At 63.1% G+C, this 20,782-nt stretch carries 18 protein-coding genes; 5 read left to right on the forward strand and 13 right to left on the reverse strand.

Annotation, left to right across the window (positions count from 1 at the left end; genetic code table 11):
• Window positions 1–23: 23 nt before the first annotated feature.
• On the forward strand, window positions 24–1,343 hold the full coding sequence (locus HEQ22_RS07355; RefSeq protein WP_432770537.1) for a hypothetical protein: 1,320 nt from the start codon (window positions 24–26) through the stop codon (window positions 1,341–1,343).
• On the opposite strand, the gene HEQ22_RS07360 is transcribed toward HEQ22_RS07355, so the two are convergent.
• Complete coding sequence (locus HEQ22_RS07360) at window positions 1,308–3,119, reverse strand: acyltransferase family protein (RefSeq protein WP_432770538.1); 1,812 nt, start codon at window positions 3,117–3,119, stop codon at window positions 1,308–1,310. The genes HEQ22_RS07355 and HEQ22_RS07360 overlap by 36 nt on opposite strands.
• 269 nt (window positions 3,120–3,388) lie before the next feature.
• Here HEQ22_RS07360 and HEQ22_RS07365 point away from each other — a divergent pair, with 269 nt between their 5' ends.
• A complete protein-coding gene (locus tag HEQ22_RS07365) occupies window positions 3,389–4,795 on the forward strand; it encodes an O-antigen polymerase (protein WP_432770539.1) in 1,407 nt (468 codons plus the stop codon).
• 28 nt (window positions 4,796–4,823) lie between these two features.
• Here HEQ22_RS07365 and HEQ22_RS07370 read toward each other — a convergent pair whose 3' ends face one another.
• The 11 genes from HEQ22_RS07370 to HEQ22_RS07420 form a co-directional block, all read right to left on the reverse strand.
• The gene (locus HEQ22_RS07370; RefSeq protein ID WP_432770540.1) at window positions 4,824–5,984 is read right to left on the reverse strand and encodes a glycosyltransferase; all 1,161 of its coding nucleotides are present in this window, start codon (window positions 5,982–5,984) and stop codon (window positions 4,824–4,826) included.
• A gap of 1 nt (window position 5,985) precedes the next feature.
• On the reverse strand, window positions 5,986–6,561 hold the full coding sequence (locus HEQ22_RS07375) for an acyltransferase (RefSeq protein ID WP_432770541.1): 576 nt from the start codon (window positions 6,559–6,561) through the stop codon (window positions 5,986–5,988).
• Between the two features lie 16 nt (window positions 6,562–6,577).
• Entirely contained in the window at window positions 6,578–7,360 is a 783-nt protein-coding gene (locus HEQ22_RS07380; protein WP_432770542.1) for a class I SAM-dependent methyltransferase, read from the reverse strand.
• Between the two features lie 20 nt (window positions 7,361–7,380).
• Window positions 7,381–8,337, reverse strand: a complete 957-nt coding sequence (gene fcl, locus HEQ22_RS07385; protein ID WP_432770543.1) for a GDP-L-fucose synthase — start codon at window positions 8,335–8,337, stop codon at window positions 7,381–7,383.
• Window positions 8,334–9,002 (reverse strand): class I SAM-dependent methyltransferase, encoded by a 669-nt coding sequence (locus tag HEQ22_RS07390; RefSeq protein ID WP_432770544.1) that lies wholly within the window; start codon window positions 9,000–9,002, stop codon window positions 8,334–8,336. Before HEQ22_RS07390 ends, fcl begins: the two co-directional genes overlap by 4 nt.
• Before the next feature lie 20 nt (window positions 9,003–9,022).
• The gene (gmd, locus tag HEQ22_RS07395; protein WP_432770545.1) at window positions 9,023–10,093 is read right to left on the reverse strand and encodes a GDP-mannose 4,6-dehydratase; all 1,071 of its coding nucleotides are present in this window, start codon (window positions 10,091–10,093) and stop codon (window positions 9,023–9,025) included.
• Between the two features lie 243 nt (window positions 10,094–10,336).
• Window positions 10,337–11,353, reverse strand: coding sequence for an NAD-dependent epimerase/dehydratase family protein (locus tag HEQ22_RS07400; RefSeq protein ID WP_432770546.1), 1,017 nt, complete (start codon window positions 11,351–11,353; stop codon window positions 10,337–10,339).
• A 21-nt stretch (window positions 11,354–11,374) separates the two neighbouring features.
• Window positions 11,375–12,607, reverse strand: coding sequence for a hypothetical protein (locus HEQ22_RS07405; RefSeq protein ID WP_432770547.1), 1,233 nt, complete (start codon window positions 12,605–12,607; stop codon window positions 11,375–11,377).
• A 33-nt stretch (window positions 12,608–12,640) separates the two neighbouring features.
• Window positions 12,641–14,827: a GumC family protein gene (locus tag HEQ22_RS07410; RefSeq protein WP_432770548.1), complete on the reverse strand. Its 2,187-nt coding sequence runs from the start codon at window positions 14,825–14,827 to the stop codon at window positions 12,641–12,643.
• Window positions 14,828–14,846: 19 nt separating this feature from the next.
• Window positions 14,847–15,584 carry a polysaccharide biosynthesis/export family protein gene (locus tag HEQ22_RS07415; protein WP_432770549.1) on the reverse strand — a complete coding sequence of 246 codons (738 nt, stop codon included), beginning with the start codon at window positions 15,582–15,584 and terminating at the stop codon, window positions 14,847–14,849.
• Between the two features lie 69 nt (window positions 15,585–15,653).
• Complete coding sequence (locus tag HEQ22_RS07420; protein WP_432770834.1) at window positions 15,654–16,997, reverse strand: O-antigen ligase family protein; 1,344 nt, start codon at window positions 16,995–16,997, stop codon at window positions 15,654–15,656.
• Here HEQ22_RS07420 and HEQ22_RS07425 point away from each other — a divergent pair.
• Window positions 16,996–17,148: a hypothetical protein gene (locus tag HEQ22_RS07425; protein WP_432770550.1), complete on the forward strand. Its 153-nt coding sequence runs from the start codon at window positions 16,996–16,998 to the stop codon at window positions 17,146–17,148. The two genes, HEQ22_RS07420 and HEQ22_RS07425, sit on opposite strands and share 2 nt — an antisense overlap.
• A 75-nt stretch (window positions 17,149–17,223) precedes the next feature.
• On the opposite strand, the gene HEQ22_RS07430 is transcribed toward HEQ22_RS07425, so the two are convergent.
• Complete coding sequence (locus HEQ22_RS07430) at window positions 17,224–18,006, reverse strand: metallophosphoesterase family protein (protein WP_432770551.1); 783 nt, start codon at window positions 18,004–18,006, stop codon at window positions 17,224–17,226.
• A gap of 266 nt (window positions 18,007–18,272) precedes the next feature.
• Here HEQ22_RS07430 and wecB point away from each other — a divergent pair, with 266 nt between their 5' ends.
• Entirely contained in the window at window positions 18,273–19,388 is a 1,116-nt protein-coding gene (gene wecB / locus HEQ22_RS07435; RefSeq protein WP_432770552.1) for a non-hydrolyzing UDP-N-acetylglucosamine 2-epimerase, read from the forward strand.
• On the forward strand, window positions 19,378–20,673 hold the full coding sequence (gene wecC, locus HEQ22_RS07440; RefSeq protein WP_432770553.1) for a UDP-N-acetyl-D-mannosamine dehydrogenase: 1,296 nt from the start codon (window positions 19,378–19,380) through the stop codon (window positions 20,671–20,673). Before wecB ends, wecC begins: the two co-directional genes overlap by 11 nt.
• Window positions 20,674–20,782: the final 109 nt, after the last annotated feature.

Here is a 20,782-nt window from a genome sequence, read left to right on the forward strand (position 1 = left end):
GCCGAGCAGCAGCGGGACGCTCCATGATGAAACGCGCCGACATCCTGCGTTACGCACTGCCGTTCGTGACCCGCGCCGGGGTCGTCGGCGCCAACATCGTCTCGACGCTGGCGCTCGCCTGGGCCTTCGCGCCCGAAATCTTCGGCAAGATCGTGTTCGTCTGGAACTTCGTGCTGATCTATTCCGCGGTGCTGTCGCTGGGCGTGCCCAATTTTCTGCTCCGCGAGCTGAGCTTCCGGATCGACCCGGCGCACGACCGGCAAAAGCTCAGCCTGCCGACGATGGCGGCGCTGATCGTCATCGTCCCGCTGCTGTTTGCCGCCGCGTCGGCGGCGGGACTGGTCGCGCTGTTCGGCGCCGAGCGGGCGCTGTTTCCCGCCGCGATCGACAGCGCCGCGCTGATCGCCGCGACCTTCATGATGAGCTATCTGGTCAATCTGACCGCGGGGCTGGCGAGCGCCTTCGTGCTCGCGAACCGGATCAACCACACGATGTTCGTGCGCGACGGGTTGCCGTCGGTGACGCTGATCGCCAGCATTTTCCTGCCCGACATCATGGGTGATCCGGCGCTGTCGCTGTTCGCCAACTTCATCCTGATCCAGGGCGCGCTGGCGCTGGCCGGGATGCTGTGGCTGGCCACCCGGCACCGTCTGGTCGCGCAGGCGTTCGGGCGCCGCATCGGCGCGGTGCCCAATCTGTTCGGCTTTTGGGGGCTCGCTGCATCGAATGTGCTGGTGACCGGCATCGATGTGCTGGTTGGCGGCTGGATTCTCGGCACCCGCGACCTTGGCCATTATCAGCTGATCAAGCGGATCTGCAATCTGGTCGCGCTGCCGCAGGTGGTGGTCGCCTGGGCGATCGCCATTCCTGCCGGACAGGCCTTCGCCAGGCCCGATGCCGGCGACCGGCAAACCGCGTTGCAGGAGGCCGCCCGCTATGGCGCGCGGCTGTCCTTCTATCCGCTGATCCCGTTGCTGATCGGCGGCGGCGGCGCGGCGGTCGCGGCATCGGCCTGGTTCGGTTACGGGCTCGGCGCGGAATCGCTCGCGCTGATCGCGTTCAGCCTGCTGTCGGCGGTGGTGACGGTGATCTATGGCCCCGGCATCATCATCGCGGCGCAGACGCATCTGGAATATCGGGCGCTGGCGGCGCGGATCGCCGGGGTGACGATTTTCCTCGTCCTGGCGCTGCTTGCCAGCCGGTCCTATTCCTCCGCCGCGGTGGTGGCGGCGTGCCAGCTCGCCTCGGTGCTGACCTCGGGCGTGCTGATCTGGTGGGTCATCCGGCGCAGATTCGCGGTTGATAGTTCAATCTTCTGTTTGACCTTTAGGCGAAGCAGCTGAACGCACAGCTTCTCCGGCCAGCGCAGTTTCCAACCGACTGTCCGCGAGCACGCGCCGACCGACGAATCGTGCACCAGACTTCGTGAGGTGTTGCGTATCGTCCGAGAGCAAATTCCCCTCATTGTCGGTGAAAGGAACCTGTTGACCAACCATGATGGCGTCCATCACGCTGAGGTAATTTGCCGCCGGAAGCCGGTTTCGGATAGCACTGTCCTGCGCCAGAACGTCAAGATCGGGAGTGTTTAACAGCAGCGGCCGTTTATCGTCAGGCACGCGGGCGATCCAGTTTATGTTGGTCCCGAAGCTTTTAGGCCCAAGATAGAACAGCTGTTTCCCTTCACGCGAGGCCCACGAAATCGAGGCGTCCAGGCAACTTGGCTTGAGTTCGGGTCGCTGGCTTACGATTATGACCGTGCTCTGTTCAAGTAGCGGTTTCAGAATTCTTCCTGCCTTTGGAACGCACATATCCAAGGCGACGTGATAAACGATCTCAATCTGCTCCCTGTCCGCATTCTCGAACACCATATTCACGGTATCGCGACCAAAACTATCGCCAATGACAAGCAGCTTTACCGGCTTGTCGGTCTTAAAGCTCGTCGCGGTGAATCGAAACGCTGAGGGATTATACTCGCTGGACCGAGCACCCTCCACTGTGGTGGCAAAAAGTCGAGCGGGGACTCCATCACTTTGGTGGAACCACAGTCCTATAGAGAGAAAGGCAACGCTTATCGGCGCCGCAAACCACAAAAGGCCAGTGAGACCGACCCGTTTACCATCGCGAAAGGGCGCTTCGACATAGCGCCAAGATAGATAAGAAATCAGCAGAACAACGGGGGTGAGCGATGCCAAAACCATTGGTTCGGGGCGATCTTTGAAATAGGCCCGCGCGAATGCAAAAATCGGCTGGTGCCAGAGATATGCGCTGTAGCTGATCAGGCCGACGCCGACCAGCGGCCGCCACGACAGCAAACGCCCGACCGCACTCTCCCCCGTGGCAAACAAGATAACCAACGCCGTTCCGATCACCGGAATGAGCGTCCAAGACGATGGAAAGGGTGTCGAAGCGTTGAAAGCGACCACGGCATAAGCGATCATCGCGACGCCAAGCGCGGCACCAAAATCGTTTCGAGCGATCGCACGATATTTGAGGGTGTAAGCACATAGTGCGCCTGCCAGTAACTCCCACGCCCTCGTGTGCGGCAGGTAAAAATGGGCAGATCCGATATTCTGCGCGCCCCATTCTGCTGCGACAAGGCTAATCAGGGCTAACGTTGCAACAACGCAAACCGCCCGGCGGATTGTCCCTTTCGAAAGTAGCATGAGAACCAGAGGGAATACGACGTAGAACTGTTCTTCTACCGATAGCGACCAAGTGTGTACAAGCGGCTTTAGTTCGGTCAGGACATCCCAATAGCCCGTGGTGAGTGCGAGCAGCAGATTGTTGGAAAAGAGCGTCGTGGCAACGAGCGACTGGCCATAATTTTCAAGCTGGTCGGGCACGAGGAGGAACCAAGCCGCCACAGTGCTAAAAATCATAACCAGATAAAGAGCGGGCAGGATTCGCCGGGCGCGTCGTTCGTAGAATCGCTTGATCGAAAAGCCCGCATCAGATTGCAGATCATCGATGATGATGCTGGTTATCAGATAGCCCGAAATGACAAAAAAGACATCGACGCCGACAAAACCGCCGCTGAACGCCGACACTCCGGCATGAAAAAAAATGACGGGGAGAACCGCAACGGCTCTCAGTCCGTCGATCTCGCGGCGATATAGCATTGACGTTCCTCAATTTTCAGGGCGCCCTAACCTTGGTCCGTTGATTGCGCAAGCGTGGTTTCCGCAGCGTCGTTTATCAGCGACAAGAGGCCCCTACCCGATAGCCTTTCTAAACCGCACACCTACTCCGCTGCGGCCATGCGCCCGTTAGCCGCGACTGCTCGCATTGCCATTGACGGAGAATCGTCGCAAAAACCGGGTCGACATAGACCTGTTTTGCCGTGATAGGCTCCCCACAGTAGCCGAAAACCAAGGATTGCCCGAACCCTATGATAGAACTCATTAAGGTCATTTTGGCAATATTCTGTGCGGCAATCCCGTTCGCCGTCGGCCAACGCTTCGGTCTCCTGCAATATGCGTCGCCCATGCATATCGTAGCATATTTGGCGTTTCTCGGGTTCACGGTGAAAGCCGTGGTTTTCTCCCTATCGCCCGAACTAGCCTTTTTTAGTAATTTCACAGTATCAGATGAAGATATCGGTTGGGGATATTTCTATCTAACGTCATTTATCATTGCTATGACTGTAGGCTACGTTATTTTTGCAAGCAAGCGGTCAAAGATTGATATCAAGGACGTCATTAATTTTTCAAGCCGTATCCGATCTCCTGCTTGGATCCTATTCATCGGAATTGCCTCAGCCATAATTACTACATATTTCTATTTCACTTTGCGTGAATTAGGAGAAATCGATGCTGAAAACTCCCTAGATACCCTGCGGCAGTTGAATGCTGGTAAAGTCGTTGCAATTCAAGGCCGCATTGACACGAACAATAGCTTTGCTGCTATCCGTATTTTCTACGTAATTCCTGTCGCATGCTTTGCACTATTATTATTTAAATATCTTAGTCATAAAAATGGCCGGTACCTCTCTTATATTTTTACGCTAATTTCTGTGATCATCGTTGTTGCGATTGTTAAAGGAACTCGCCGGGATCTTCTCGATGCCGCACTAATCACGCTCGCGGTGTTCAGCCTCGCGAGCACAAAGATTATGAAGAAAGCAGTCATAACGGGAATACTGGCAACCCCAGTTATTCTCGTCGTATTTTCTTTCATGTCTAACTTACGAGACAAAGATGTTAGCCTTGTACAGGATGACCTGATTTCTCTAGAGTCTCTTCAGCCCATCGTGACTTCGACATATTTTTTGGACATCAACCTTCCAACCTTGATCCAAGCATATGTTCGCGATGACCAAATGTTGAATGGTGAGAGCTACGTGAGTTGGACATTCGCGTGGATTCCACGAGCGTTTTGGGCAGACAAGCCAGCGATCGATCCTGGCATTTATATCAAACAAGAGGTGTTCGGGATCAAAAATCCTGGCGGTTTTAACGCTACAGCCGCTGGAGAGGCGTTCCTCAACTTTGGATGGTTTGGTGTAGTCGTTGGCTTTATGCTGGGCCTTGGATTGCGAAAAATTGAAGAGTTTCTGCTTTCCGATTCTATGCTGTCGAGAAATATTGGGGCATTATACTACGTTGTACCATTCTGTCTGGGCACGCAAACGATCTTGCAATCCTCATTCAGCGGCGCGGTCGTTAGTAGCGCCGCTCAAGTGATTGTCTTATGGATACTGTGTCGGTTTACGATTGGACCGCCAAAAGCCGGAGTTCAACGGAAGCGAAGCACAGCGAAGGCTTGGCAAGTTCGAGCAGAATTGCGCTCGACATAGCTGATCCTGCTGGACCCTGTGGTCAGGCTTAGCTTGTGGTCACTAGCCGCCGATACGCCGCCGCCATCTGCGTCGCGATGCCGTCCCAGCCGAAGTCGGACGCCATCCATGCACGCCCGCGCTGGCCCATCGCATCCATGTCCGCCGCGGCCACCTCGCGCACCGCGGCCACGACGGCATCGAGGTCGTTGTCGACCCAGCGTCCGCAATCATGCGTTTCCAGGCCCGCCCACGGCGCCTGTTTGGTGGTGACGACGGGCCGGCCAGCGGCCAGCGCCTCGGCGATCACCAGCCCGAAATTTTCCGAATGGGTGGGCAGCACCATCATGTCTGCCGCCGCATAGGCCGCATCCTTCGCGGCGCCATCGACATGGCCGTGAAAGGCGATGCGATCGGCGATGTTCAGCCGCGCGGCGAGTTCGGCCAGTTCGGCCAGATAGGCGGACTCGCCGGTGCCATAGATATCGAGCCGATACCCCGCGCCGAGCCGCGCCAGCGCCTCGATCAACAGGCCCGTCCCCTTTTTGGGATGGACGCGGCTGAGGAACATCAGGCGGACCTGGCGACCTTCGATCGGCGGGATCGGGGTGGTCGTCGCCGGCAGGTCGATGCCGTTGGGGATGACCACCGCGCCGAAGCCGGGCATGCGCGCCTGCGACGGCTGACGCTCGGCCTCGGCGGTCACGTGCATCATGGTGCGCGCAGGGGCGATGATGCGCAGCGCGCGTTCCCACAGGCGTTTGCCGAGCGGCTGGGTCGACTCGGACCATTCGGCGCTCGCCTGCAGCGCGCCGCGCGGCGACCACATCAGCGGCTTGCCGCGCAGCCGCGCGACGATGAATGCGGCGAGGGTGGTGAAATTATACGTCGCGGTCGCGTGGATGACGTCGGCGTCGGCGGCCTCGCGCCACAGCAGCGGGAAAATGTCGGCCGCGATGGCATGGCCGATCAGGCGATGCGACAACTGGACGCGATAGCCGGGATAATGGCGTTGCAGTTCGGGGCTGTCGATCAGCCGGTCATTGCGCTCGGGGCCCGCAGCGTCGTTGGCGATGACGCGCAAATCCACGTCGTCGCGCGCGGCTAGGCCGTTGCACAAGGCATGCACCGAATAAGCCGGGCCGCCCCAGCGCGTCGCCGGGTAGATGCACGGCGTTACGTGCAGGATCTTCATCGTCGTATCGGGCATATCAGGCGTCGGCGACCGGCGCGGCGGTTTTCGTCGCATCGCGGTAGCGGACCAGCTTTGCCGGGTTGCCGGCGACGATCGCACCGGCAGGCACATCCTTCGTCACCAGCGCACCCGCCGCGACCACGGCGCCGTCGCCGATCGACCGCACCGATTGCAGGATGATGCAATCGGAGCCGAGCCAGACGTTGCGGCCGATGACCTTTGCCACTCCTTCGGGCATGCTGCGCGGATCGAGCCCGTGCGAGTGCGACAGGATGACCGCGCGGGCCGAGACGAGCGTGTCGTCGCCGATCGTCACCCCGCCGCTGTAATCGAGATGGACGTCGGCGTTGAGTTGCACCCGGTCGCCAATGGTCAGCGCGCCGTCCGCCAGTTCGCTGCCGATGACCGTCCCGGTATCGATATGGACGTCGTCGCCCAGGCTGACCTTGTGCGGCATGCCGATATAGATGCGGTCGGCGAAATGGCAGTTGCGCCCCGTGCGCGCCAGCGCCGAGCGGAACACCAACCCGTTCCAGCCGCTGGCCGTTCGGCGCCGGAGCGCGCGTGCTGCGCGGTGAATCTGGTACAACATGCTTTGCCCTCGTCCGTCAGGCGCCGGGGCGCGCCGTTTTATGGACGGTGATGATAATCCCGGTTCGCAGCCGTTTTGGCAAGAAATGGTGCAGCAGCTTGAACCCGCCCTTGAGCAACCGCGATCCGAAGAAATAGGACGGCTCGAAATTCGGGTAGCGGATGTAGACCTCGTGCGGCGCGAAATGGCGCTTTATCGCGGCGGGATCGTTCAGCCGGTAATGGACTTCGAACTTGTCCTCGTCGCGCCGGTGCGGCTGGGCGCGGGTGAGCACCGCAGAGTAGAGCGTTTTCGGCATCAGCGCCGCGGCGATCGCGACATAGCCGAAGCGATTGGGGGTTCGCGCGCAGATGAAACCGCCGGGGCGCAGGATGCGGAGCAGTTCGGCGGCGATCTTGTCGGCCTTTTCGACATGCTCGAACGTGTTGTCGCTGACGATCAGGTCGAAACTTTCGTCGGCGAACGGCAGGCGCTCGTCGTCGGTCATCACCACCCGTTCGTCGGCGCCCTGGTTGTCGAGCACGGCACCGTCGATGTCGCACGCGGTGACATGCGCGCCCAGCGACCGCAGGTCGTGCAGATAGGCTTTATAGCGATTGCCCGCCTCGCGCGCCGCGACCAGCGCGCCGCCGCGACCGGCGCCGAAATCGAGGATGTTCTTGGCGTCGCAGAAGGTCTGGCACGCCTGCACATGCTGGAAGAACAGGATCGTGCCGTCGGTTTCGAGGGTGCGAAGATGCCGCATGACCGTGGCGCTGGATGGCGGGATGCTGGTGGGCGGGGTAGCGATCTGGTCCATCGGTTCGGGCTTTCGGCTGGCTATTGCGCGGCTTCGAGGCGGGCGAAGTCCCGGTAAACGGCGGCGATGCCGTCGCGTAGTTCGATCGACGGCGCCCAGCCCATGCTGCGCAGCCTGTCGGCGCTCATCAGCTTGCGCGGCGTTCCGTCGGGTTTCGATATGTCATGCTCGATCGTGCCTTCGAACCCGACCACGTCGCACACCAAAGCGGCGAGGTCGCCGATCGCGATATCGTCGCCCGACCCGACGTTGACATGCTCCATACCGCTGTAATTCTGCAGCAGGAAGACGCAGGCGTCGGCGCAATCGTCGGCGTGCAGGAACTCGCGGCGCGGGGTGCCGGTGCCCCAGATGGTGATGCTGGCGTCGCCGGCGACCTTTGCCTCATGCGCCTTGCGGATCAGCGCGGGCAGGACATGGCTCGACTGGAGGTCGTAATTGTCGCCGGGGCCGTAAAGGTTCGTCGGCATCGCCGAGATATAGTCGCGGCCATGCTGCTTACGATAGGATTGGGCGAGCTTGATGCCCGCGATCTTGGCGATCGCATACCACTCGTTGGTCGGTTCGAGCGCGCCGGTGAGCAGCGAATCCTCGGCGATCGGTTGCGGCGCGAACTTCGGATAGATGCACGACGAGCCGAGGAAGAGCAGCCGGTCGACATCGGCGCGGTGCGAGGCTTCGATCAGGTTCGTCGCGATGATCAGATTGTCGTAGAGAAAGTCCGCGGGATATTGCTCATTGGCGAGGATGCCGCCGACTTTCGCCGCCGCGATGACGACGGCATCGGGGCGCTGCGCGGCCACCCACGCGCGCGTCGCGGCCTGGTCCATCAGGTCGAGCTCGGCGCGCGGTGCCGACAGGATGTCGCACCCCTCCCCCGCCAGCCGGCGAACGATGGCGCTGCCGACCATGCCGCGGTGCCCGGCGACGTAGATACGCTTGCCGGACAATGCAAAGACCGGCGGGGTCGCGCTCATTCGTGGATCCCCATCGCGTGGCGCTGCCGCGTCGGTTCGCCGACCTTGCGCGCCAGCACGACCATCGACTTGGCCAGCGCGGGGATGCGGCCGACGCGGTGCACCTCCTCGATCCGCAGCCCGCTTTCGGACAAGAGCTGGGTCAGTGTCGGCACCGACCAGAATTTGATATGGCCATGGTCCCAAAGCGCGGTGAAATGGGCGTCCATCTTGCCCGTCACCGCCATTGCGAGATTCTTCCAATAGCCGTGATAGGGGGTCGAAAGCACCGCCCAGCCACCGGGTTCGATCAGGTCGGCGAGGGTGTCGGCATAGTCGCGCGGCGAATAGACATGCTCGACGACCTCGAGGCTGTAGACGAGCGGAAAGGTGCCGAATTTCGCCGCCAGCGCGTCATAGGCGCTGCCTTGCTCCAGCCGGATGTCGGGGTAACGCGCGTTGGCGGCGGCGATGCCCTCGGCCGAGGCGTCGATGCCGGTGACCGCAAAGCCTCGCTGCGTCATTTCCTTTGCGACCGAGCCGTTGCCGCAGCCGAGGTCGAAGAGGCGCGATCCGGGCTGCGCCTTGCGCCCGACGACGTCGGCGAGCGCGGGCAGCAGATAGTCGTGCGAGTGGTTCAGTTCGGCCGAACCGTAACGATATCCATCGATGGCCGTGTCGGACATGCGCGTCTCCTGTCGTCGGTTCAGGCTTCTTTCATGACCGTCGCGGTGGCCATGACGTCGAGGTCGGCGCGCACCATCTCGCGCGCCAGTTCGCGCACCGAGGTTTCGTGCTGCCAACCCAGCTTTTCGCGCGCCTTGGTCGGGTCGCCGAGCAGCAGATCGACCTCGGTCGGGCGGAAATAGCGCGGGTCGACCTCGACCAGGCAGCGCCCGGTTTCGGCGCAATAGCCCTTCTCGTCGGCGCCCTCCCCCTTCCACTCCAGGGTCACACCGACTTCCTCGAAAGCCCAATCGACAAACGTCCGCACCGGGGTCGTCTCGCCGGTGGCGAGGACATAATCGTCGGGCTGGTCCTGCTGCATCATCAGCCACATGCCGCGCACATATTCGCGCGCATGGCCCCAGTCGCGCTTCGCGTCGAGGTTGCCGAGATAGAGCCGATCCTGTTTGCCATGCTTGATCGCCGCGACGGCACGGGTGATCTTGCGCGTGACGAAGGTTTCGCCGCGCAGCGGGCTTTCATGGTTGAACAGGATGCCGTTCGACGCGTGCATGCCGTAGGCTTCGCGATAGTTGACGACGATCCAGTAGGAATAGAGCTTGGCGACGGCGTAGGGGCTGCGCGGATAGAAGGGCGTTGTCTCCTTCTGCGGGACCTCCTGGACGAGGCCATAGAGTTCCGAGGTCGACGCCTGGTAGAAGCGCGTCTTCTTTTCCAGCCCGAGGATGCGGATCGCCTCGAGCAGGCGCAGCGTCCCGATGGCATCGGCGTTGGCGGTATATTCGGGGGTTTCGAAGCTCACCGCGACGTGGCTCTGCGCGGCGAGGTTATAGACTTCGTCGGGCTGCACTTCCTGCATGATGCGGATCAGGTTGGTGCTGTCGGTGAGGTCGCCATAGTGGAGGACGAAGCGCTGGTCGTCGACATGCGGATCCTGATAAAGATTCTCGATGCGCCCGGTGTTGAACGACGACGAGCGGCGCTTGACGCCATGAACGCGATATCCCTTTTCGAGCAGCAGTTCGGCAAGATAGGCGCCGTCCTGGCCTGTGACCCCGGTAATCAGCGCAGTTTTTCCATTATTCGGCATGGCGAAGCTCCGTTCGGCTTTCGTCGTTGCGGCCTTTCGGGCCGGTGGATTGAGGCGTCGACACCCGTTGTTTCCGTCGTTCAGCCGGCTGGGAAAGCCGACAGGCCCGCGCCAGGGCGGAGAGAGTCGAGAAAGCCGGGTTCGGCGTGTTTCATGGGGAGAAGGCGTTCTGTGGTTGTCGAAGGCCGAGCCTTAGGCGGTGGAAGCAGAGGCGGCAAGTCCCGCAACACGCGGCCCGCCGCGTCATTTGGCGTAATAGTCGCGATACCAGGCGACAAAGCGTTCGACGCCCTCGCGCACCCCGGTTTGCGGGCTGTAACCGGTGAGATCGCGCAGCAGCGTCGCGTTGGCCCAGGTCGCCGGGACGTCGCCCTTTTGCATCGGCATCAGGTTGCGCTGTGCCGGCACGCCAAGCGCATCCTCGATCGCCGCGACGAAGTCGAGCAGGCGCACCTTGTCGCTGTTGCCGATATTGACGATGCGGAATGGCGCGACGGCCGACAGGCTGTCGCCGGGCGCAATGTCGGCTGCCTGTGATGGGCGCTGCGGCACCGCGTCGATCAGCAGCCTGATCCCCTGCACGAGATCGCCGACATAGGTGAAGTCGCGCGACAGGTCGCCATTGTTGTAAAGATCGATCGGGCGGCCGTCCAATATGGCATCGACGAACTTGTAGAGCGCCATGTCCGGGCGCCCCCACGGACCATAGACCGTGAAAAAGCGGAACATCGTCGTCGGCAGGTTCCACAGATGGGCATAGGCATGCCCCATCGCCTCGGTCGCCTTCTTGGTCGCGGCATAAATGGTCAGCGGGGTATCGGCCTTGTCGGTTTCGGCGAAGGGCATATCCTCGTTGCCGCCATAGACCGAGGAGGTGGATGCCATCAGCAGATGATCGACCGCGTGGCGCCGCGCCGCTTCCATGACGTGAAAGGTCCCGATGACGTTCGCTTCGAGATAGGCCTTGGGTTCTTCGAGCGAATAGCGCACGCCCGCCTGCGCGGCGAGATGCACGATGACGTCGGGCTCGAACGCATCGATCGCTTCGTCGATCGCCTGCTGGTCCTCCAGCATCGCCTCGACGGCGCGGAACCGCGCATGTTGAAGCAGCATCTGATGACGGCGCTGTTTCAGCCGGACGTCATAATAGTCTGTCAGTCCGTCGAACCCGACGACCTCGAAGCCTTCGTCGAGCAACAGCTTGGCGAGGTGGAAGCCGATGAAACCTGCGGTTCCGGTGACGAATATCTTGCGCGGCAATCTTCGTCCCCCGGCTGGTCGCTAGCGGCCCGCGACCGCCGCGGTCGAGCCGGCGCGCGTCAACGCTATGTCGCGCAAATAGACGTCGATCCCCGGCGCGTTGTCGGCAAGCTCGGCAGTGATGGTGAACCAGTACCAGGTGCAGCCACCGGCGGGCAAGCTCACCCGCTGGCTGCCCTTGCCGGACGGGATCACGAACCGAACCGCGTCCGCGCGGCCCGGTTCGGCGCAGGCCAGGCGGACCGCTAGCGTCGACTGGTTGCCCGCGCCATCGTCGCCCAGCGTCCAGTTGACATCATACGCTCCGCCGGACAGCTCGACGAGCTGGCGCGCGGCCATGCCGCGGGCTCCGCCGATCGCCGAAACCAGTAGCGCCGCTTCCTTTTCGACGATCGTCGAACCGAGGTCGCCGCTGGCCGCCAGTTCCCAGTCGAAGGGCGGCAACAGCGGCTGCCGCGAAAATTCGCCGTTGCTGAGCAGATTCCGCCGGTCGCCGCGCGCCGCGGCGGGCGCCAGCTGCGTGACCAGGTTTTTGGCGGTCGCAAACTCGCCGTGGCGGACCAGCGCGCGCAACAGGCGCCGGTCATTATCGACCACCGCCGACCGCCCCCAGGGTCGGCGCGCGATGGCGATGCGCATCTGGGCGGCGTTGACGAGACTATCGGGCATCGCCGCGACGTTCAGCCAATAAAAATCGGCCCAGGCCGGATTGCGTCCCAATATCGGGGTCAGTGCCTCGAGCGCGCCGGGACGCGCAGTGCCGAGCGCCATCGCCCTGACATAAACATCGCGCTGGTTGTTATCCGTGAGCGCAGCGCGCGACAGCCAGACGAAGAATGCCTGTTCATCCTGTTGAAGTGCGGCAAGCTCGACGAGCTGCGCGGTGATCGCGTTGCTGCGACGGCTCAGCTTGCCCGCGGCTTGCAACAAGTCGGCGCGCAGCGCGGTGTCCCCTGCCCCGCGCTTCGTTTCGGCGATGACGGCAAGCGCCGACAAGGCAAGCGGAGCAGCGCGGTAGGCTTGCGACGCCAGCTCCAGTTCGGCCGGGGTGACCGTGGCTTTCCGGCTCTTTGCCTGCCGGCCATAGAATAGGGCATAGGCGAAATTTCCACCCGCATCCGCCGCTGGACGAATCCCCAGCGCATAGGCCCGCTGCGGCGCCTTCAACTGGTTGGCGACGACATAGCTCGACAGGCCGATGAAAACCGCCAGCACGGCGGCGGCGACCCAGATACCGATACGGAAAATCGTCATACGCTGTTCCAGGTGCGATCGCGGCGCGCCCGATCAATCCTTCTCGCGGTCCGCGCCATAGCCATAGCCGTAGCCATAGCCATAGCCGTAACCGTAGATCTGGTTCTTTGCCCCGACCTTCGTCACCAGCGCGCCGAACAGGCGGGCGCCCGACATGCGCAGACGCGTGAGAGCCGTGGTAATGGCGCGATTCTTGGTCGAATTGGCCTCGATGGTGAAAATAACCCCCTCGACCCGGCGTGCGATCAACGGCGCGTCGGCAAGGCCGAGGACCGGCGGCGCATCGACGATGACATGATCGAAGCGTTCGAGCAGCCGTTCGAGCAGCGTCGAGAAACGATCGAGGCCCAGCAATTCGGCAGCGTTCGGCGGCGTCTTGCCCGCCGTGATCGCCGAAAAGGGGAAGCCCGGGACGGCGGCAATCATGCCGGCCAGATCGTCGTCGCCGGTCAGATAATGGCTGAGCCCGCGCCCGTTCGGAATATCGAGGTAGCGATTGACCGACGGGTTGCGGACGTCGGCATCGACCAGGATGACCGACTTGCCGGTGGCCGACAGGACGGTGGCGAGGCTGAGCGCCGAATTGCTCTTCCCTTCCCTTGGCCGCGACGACGTCAGCATCATCGTGCGCGGGGCGCCATGCTCGGTCAGGAAGGTCAGGTTCGTCATCACCGAGAAATAGGCTTCGTAAGCCGTCGATTTCTTGTCGGTGATCGCCTGCGCAACATCCTGGTCGAGCACTTCCGGAATGGCGCCAAGGAGCGGCAGACCAAAGCGGTTCGTCACGTCCTGCGGGTCACGGATCGAGCTGTCCATGCGATCGAGCAGGAACACCAGCGCGAAGGCGATGAGGAGGCCGGCGATCAGCGCGAGCGCCAGGTTAAGCATCAGGTTCGGGCTGGACGGTGCGTTCGGCGCTCTGGCGCGATCGACGACCGCGACATTGTTGGTGCCGACGCCGGCAACGCCGATTTCTTTATAGCGCTGCAGCAGCCCGTCATACAGCTGGCGGCTCGAATCGACCTCGCGCTGGAGGATCGCCAGTTCGATCGACTGACGCTGCTGATCGTTGTAGCTGCCGGTCAGCCGGTCGAGTTCGGCTTGCAGCTTCTGCTCGCGCTCGACGGCGCTGTTATAAGCTTCGCGGTTGCCCAGCGACGACCGTCCCGATTCTGCGGCGATGGCCCGGTCGAGCGATGTGAGCTGCGCCCGGAGCGAGGCGACCGCGGGATAATCTTCGGCAAAGACGGTGTTGAGCCGCGCGAGTTCCGCTTCGACCTCGGCGCGCTTCTGGCGCAGTGCGTTGACGGCGTTCAGGTTGAGCACCGCGTTGCCGGTCATCGTGTTGGTCAGGCCGCTCTGCGCCGCGATGCGATCTTCGCGCGCTTTGGCGAGCGCGGCGCTGATCGCCTCAATATCCGAACCGACGAGCGTTTCGGTGCGCGTTTTGCCGTTGGCATCGGTATCCGACGCGATTGTCACAATGCCTTTCGACACCGTGTAGTTGATAAGCGCCCGTTCCGACGTTTCAAGGCTCTGGCGCAGCGCGTCGAGCCGCGTCTCGAGGAACTTGCGCGCGTCGGAGGTGGCGGCGAAGCGGCGATCGATGTTCGATTGAACGAACTGGGTCACCCACATGTCGGCGAGCTTGGCCGACAGTTGCGGCGACGGGGTCGAAAAGCTGATGTCGACGAGGCTGGAGTTGGTGACCGGTTTGACTTGCAAGCTGCGCAGCAAAACCCGCGCGGTGCGGTTGGCCAGTGACTGGCGCGCGCCGCTGGTCATCTCGCCCTCGACCGCCTCGATATCGAACGCGGCCAGAAACTCCTTGTCGGCGGTCAGATTGCCGGCGCGAACGACGCGGTCGGCCAGCGAGCGCGACTGAAGCAGCGAATATTGCGTGTTGTAAAACGCGACATCGTTGGCAGGCCGGGTTTCTCGCGTTCCCTCCACCGACGTTTCCACCGGCTCGTTGGGCAGGATTTCAATGCGCGAGGTCGAGGTATATTGCGGCGTGGCGAGAAACGTTGCCAACAGGCCGACGAGCAGCGAGGCCGCGACGACCCCGAGCACCCAGTAGCGGTAGTTGATCAGCGCGGCGAAAAGCTGGTCGAAGACGGGGACACCCTGCGGATATTCGCCGTCGTCCAGAGATCCGTAAGGCAGCGTTCTGCTGTCGAGTGACGACAGGGTTTCGCGGCCGTTAATCGTTCCATTCATTACAGAGCCGATCCTCGACTTACAGTTCGCGGGTGAGCAGGACGAGCGGCGAAAGGAACGCCGGTGTCGCCTGCAAAATCTTGTCGAAAGCGCGCCGTTGCGGCGAATCGCCGACGATCACGATATCGTTCGGAAAAATCTCTGGGTCGGCATAGTTGCCGCGGCGAATGCCCTCCAGATTATAGATGGCGACATATTGCTTGTTGCCGACGTCGCGGAACACCACGACATCCTGCAGCTTGGCAAATTCCGTCACCCCGCCGGCCAGCGCGACCGCGCGCATCAGCGTGACGCGGCCGACGACCGGGTAGGAGCCCGCCTTGTTCACCTGACCGTCGACGGTCACCGACATCGACTGCATCGCCAGCACGTTGCTGGGCGATTTGAAATTCACCGTCACCTTGGGATCGCGAACATAGCGCCCCGCCAGCTTGCCGCGAATTTCGCCCGCGATATTGTCGGTGGTCTTACCCGCCGCGGCGACCGTGCCGACCAGCGGGAAGGAGAAATTGCCCTCGCCATCGGTCATGATATCGCGCTGCATGTCGGGCACCCCGAACACTTCGACGCGCAGTTCGGTGAACGGACCGATGAACGACGTCCGCGTCGAGCGAACGACGTCGGCCGCTTCGGGGGCGGGCAGCGAGGGGAGCACCGTAATCGGGCTGCCCGGTGTGCTGCCGACCGGCGGCGGATCCTTGGCGCAGCCTGCGATAAGGAGGGCGCCGAGAGCGAAAAAGAGACGAAAATAGGTCATAGAACAGCGATTGGGTCCAGAAGCTCCGACGGATGCACAGGCTATAGAGGCTAATAAGGTGGTCGCAAGCTATTCCCGCTCGCCGCGCGTCGACCACGGACAACAAAGCAATATTGTCAGGGTGATAGCGAGCAGTTGCAGCGACGGCACGCGCAGCGGATAATCGACTGCGCTGGCCAGCGCGAGGATCGCCAGCGCGGCGATGACCGGCAGGCGGATGTCGCCGCGGAACCCCTTGACCAGATTGCGCAGCCCGCGTGCCAGGATGGCGCGGCCCATCCACGCCAGCGCGGCCAGCGCGATCAACGCAAACGGCAGCCCGCCGGTGATCACCAGCTCGGCCCAGTCGTTGTGGGCGTGGTTGAAATAGGAGGTTTGCAACAGCGCGTCGGGCTCGAAAATCTCGTAGGTCGCGGGAAACGACCCGAACCCGCTGCCGAGCAGCCAGAATTTTTCCATCATCAACTGCACCGTCGGCCACGCCTGGATGCGCAGATCGTCGACGAAGGCCTGGTCTGCGAGGCGATTGACCGCGGTTTCGCGATCCGACAGCAAAATCATCGTCGCCATCACGGCGAGCATCAGCACCGGGGGCGAGTAGACGAGCAGCCGCTGCCACAGCGTCGGGGTGGCCCGCCGTCCGCCGTCCGAGCGCTCGGTGCGGGTGTGCCATGCCGCGATGATCATCGCATAGCTCAGGGCAAAAGCGCCAGCGCCAGCGACGAGCCCGGCGCGCGAACCGATCAGCGCGGTGAAGGCGGTCAACAGCGCGATCGCGGCGGCCAGGGCGACGCGCACCGGATTGCGGCGGCGTTTGCGCATCAGTTCGTCGCGCAGCAGCATCCCGGCGCACAGCACCGCACAGGCGATGAACACCGCATGGTGGTTGCGGTTGGCGAACAGCCCGACCATCGTTCCCGAATTGGTGATGCGATAGAGATAGGCGAGGCTGCCGTGGCCCATCAGCACCTGGATAACGCCCAGCAGGACGCTGAAACCGGCGATCGCGACGATGGCGAGCATCAGCCGCGGATAATCGTCGGGCGCGATGCGGGCGGCGAGGAATAGCGCGGCAAAGGGCACGGTCATGCCGAGCAGCGCGTTCCAGGTCAGCGTCGGGGTCAGCGATATGGCGCGCCACAGGTCGGCCTGCCCGAGAAGATCGTCGATCGCGGCGATGCCGTCGCGGGCCGGCAGTCCCTGCCACATCGCAGGCGGCAGCGGCACCAGTTGCACTGCCATCCAGAGCGTCAGTGCCGCGAGCAGCACCAGCGGCACGCGGATCCGGCGCCAGTCGGTCGCCGCCAGGCTGAGAGCCGCCCAGACCGCGACGAGCAGCGCAACCGCGCGCAGGACCGGCAGCGAGGCGATGTCGCTGCGCGAACCGCCACCGAGCAGGAAGACGAAACCCATGAACAAGGCCGGCATCCAGGCGGTGAGCGAAAGGCCGAAAGCTGGCGGATTCGATGTGGCAGGCCTGGAAATACTGGTCATCCGAACTCGTCAATATGGCTGGGCGATCGCGGCGAAGCCCGCCCCGATGCCTGATCGACAGGCCGCTTAGACGGTCGCGCGCGGGGTGACAAGCGCGAGAGCCGTCGGGCGGCGCAAAGGCTCGGCAGGGCGAAGGATCGGCCCGTCAGGCCGCGTCGCGGATCGCGTCCTGCCGCGCGAAGAGATACCAGCGGTCCTCGCCCTCCAGCCCCAGCGCCGCGAGCGCGCCGCTGCGAAACGCGCCGATGTCGATGCCGATGCGGTTCGCCTTTTCGTCGGGTTCGGGGGTGATGCTGTGGCCGTGGACGATCATCTTGCCATGATCGCCAAGGTCGTCGAGGAAATCGTCGCGGATCCAGCGCAGGTCGGTCAGCGACTGCTTCTCCAGCGGCACGCCCGGGCGAATGCCGGCGTGCACGAAGGCATAGTCGCCGATTTCGATGACATCCTCACCCATGCCCAGGAAATTGACGTGCTCGGCAGGGACGAGCGCGGGGAGCTTTGCCGCGACTTCCTCGAAACTGGCGTCGGCGAGGCTGTCGTCGCCCCAATAGCTTTGCACCGTCGCATCGCCGCCGATCCGCATGAAATAACGCAGCCGCCGGACGTCGCCGGTCAGCGCGGCGAGGAAGCATTCTTCGTGGTTGCCGACGAGCAGGCGGGTGTCGGGGAACTCCCCGCGCAGCCGCATCGCGCGTTCGACGACCTCGGCCGACTGCGGCCCGCGGTCGATCAGGTCGCCGAGCAGCACGATCGTGATCTCGGCCGGGCCGCGCGCCGCGTGGTCGGCGCGGATGATGTCGATCATTTGCGCGAACAGGTCGTCGCGGCCGTGGATGTCGCCGATGGCGTAGACGCGCTGCCCCGCGGGCACGGCGAAAGCGCTCGGTGCGGTCTGGGTGGGGCTGCTTTTTCGTTTCCAGAACATGGATAATGAAACCGATCTACCGTCATCAAAAGGGCCGTCGGGCGCGGAACGCTGCCGCCGACGGCGCACCCCCGCGACCTAGCGGCACAGGGCGAGGGTGACAATATACGCCGAAATCGCGAAAATGTTGCAGTGCGCAAGCGCACAATCATTATAGCACATCGCCGCGCGGGCTTAAGGGTGTTGCAAGCATTGTCGATTAATCGGTCGTTAGCCACCGGCGCCCGCGGTAGCGGGAGCGGCTATCCGTCCGGGAAAGGTTCGAAATGAAGGTGATGACGGTTTTCGGGACGCGCCCGGAAGCGATCAAGATGTTCCCGGTCGTCCACGCCCTGCGCGCCCAGGGCGAGGTCGATGTGCGGGTGTGCGTCACCGCGCAGCACCGCGACATGCTCGACCAGGTGCTGCAGATCGCGCGCATCGTGCCCGATATCGACCTCGACGTCATGCAGGCGAACCAGACGCTCGATGCGCTGCTCGCGCGGCTGGTCACAGGGCTTGGCGAAACATTCGACGCGGAAAAGCCCGATCGCATTTTGGTCCATGGCGACACGCTGACGACGATGGCGGCGACGCTGGCCGCCTATTTCCGCAAGATTCCGGTTGGCCATGTCGAGGCGGGACTGCGCAGCGGCAATATCTATCACCCCTGGCCCGAAGAGGTGAACCGCAAGGTTACCGGCGCGGTCGCCGACCTGCATTTCGCGCCGACCGAGACCGCCGCGGCGGCGCTGCGCGCCGAGAATGTCGCCGCCGACCGCATTCATGTCACCGGCAACACGGTGATCGACGCGCTGCTCGCAACCCATGCCCGCATTGCCGAAGACCCCGCCCTCGCCGCCGGGCTCGATCCGCTTGTGGCCCGGTTCGCGGGCAAACGCATCGTCGCGGTCACCTCGCACCGGCGCGAGAATTTCGGCGACGGGATGAAGGCGATCGCCGATGCCATCGCCGCGATCGCCGCCCGCCCCGATGTTGCGGTCGTGTTTCCGGTCCATCCCAACCCGCACGTCCGCGCCGCGATGGAGCCGATCCTGGGCAAGCTGGCCAATGTCGCGCTGATCGATCCGCTCGACTATCCGCATTTCGTCCGTCTGCTGAGTATCAGTGACCTGGTGCTCACCGACAGCGGCGGGGTGCAGGAGGAGGCGCCTTCGCTCGGCAAACCGGTGCTGGTGATGCGCGAGACCACCGAACGCCCCGAGGGCATCGAGGCCGGCACCGCGCGCCTGGTCGGCACCGACCGCGAGCGCATCGTTACCGAAATTTTCAGCCTTTTGGACGATGAAGGCGCCTATGCCGCCATGGCGCGCGCCCATAATCCCTTCGGCGACGGCACGGCTGGCACCCAGATTGCGGAGATTGTCGCGCGTGCCCGTTGATATCGAACAGAAAGTCACCGTCGTCGGCCTTGGCTATATCGGCCTGCCGACCGCAGCGCTGATCGCCCGATCGGGGTGCAAGGTCACAGGGATCGACGTCAGCGCGCACGTCGTGGAAACGGTCAACAACGGCAAGGTGCATATCGAAGAAGTCGACCTCGACGGGTTGGTCCAGGGCGTCGTTGCGCGCGGCGCGCTCGTCGCCTCGACCGAAATGGCCGCCGCCGACACCTTCGTCATCGCGGTGCCGACGCCGCACGACGACGAGCACCGCCCCGACATCACCTATGTCCTCGACGCCGCGCGCTCGATCGCCAAGGTGCTTGAACCCGGCAACCTCGTCATCCTCGAATCGACCTCGCCGGTCGGCACCACCGAAAAGGTCGCCGAACTGATCGCGGCCGAGCGCCCCGACCTGAAAGTGCCGGGTCGCGGTGCCGGGACGCCCGACATCTTCATCGCCTATTGCCCCGAGCGGGTATTGCCCGGCCGCATCCTCGTCGAGCTGGTCGACAACGACCGTTGCATCGGTGGGATCAGCCCGCGTTGCGCCCGCCGCGCGATGACCTTCTATCGCCAGTTCGTGCGCGGCGCCTGTGTCACCACGACCGCGCGCGCCGCCGAAATGGTGAAGCTGGTCGAAAACAGCTATCGCGACGTCAACATCGCCTTTGCTAATGAATTGTCGATGATCGCCGACAAGATGGGGGTCGATGTGTGGGATGTGATCCGCCTCGCCAACCTGCATCCGCGCGTCAACATCCTCCAGCCCGGCCCGGGCGTCGGCGGCCATTGCATTGCAGTCGATCCGTGGTTCCTCGTCCATGGCGCGCCCAAGGAAAGCCGCCTGATCCGCACCGCGCGCGAGGTCAATATTGCCAAAACCGGACATGTCATCGCCGCGACCGCGGCACTGGTCGCGAGCCATCCCGATGCCAAGGTCGGCGTGCTCGGCCTTGCCTTCAAACCCAATATCGACGATTTTCGCGAAAGCCCTGCGTTCGAAGTTGCCGCCGCGCTCGCGCGCCAGTTCGGCCCGCGCATCCGCATCGTCGAGCCCTATGCGCGCGGCCTGCCGATGGAGTTCGCCGGCACCGGCGCCGAACTGGTCGAACTCGACGATGCGCTCGCCGAATGCAGCCTGCTGATCGTGCTCGTCGATCACGACGTCTTCAAATCGGTCCCGCTCGAGGAGCGCAGCGGCAAGATCGTTTACGATACGCGCGGCCTGTGGCCCGACCAGGCGTGGCCGGCCGCGGCCCATTCGCCGCGCGCGGTGGCGTAGCAGCCACCTCGTTTTTCACATCTCGCCTTCCGTTCGTATCGAGCGTAGTCGAGACACCCATCGATAGCCTGTACCTTCGGGGTGTCTCGACTACGCTCGACACAAACGG

The sequence above is a fragment of the Sphingopyxis sp. genome (assembly GCF_050916055.1).
In the GTDB taxonomy this organism is placed as follows: Bacteria; Pseudomonadota; Alphaproteobacteria; order Sphingomonadales; family Sphingomonadaceae; genus Sphingopyxis.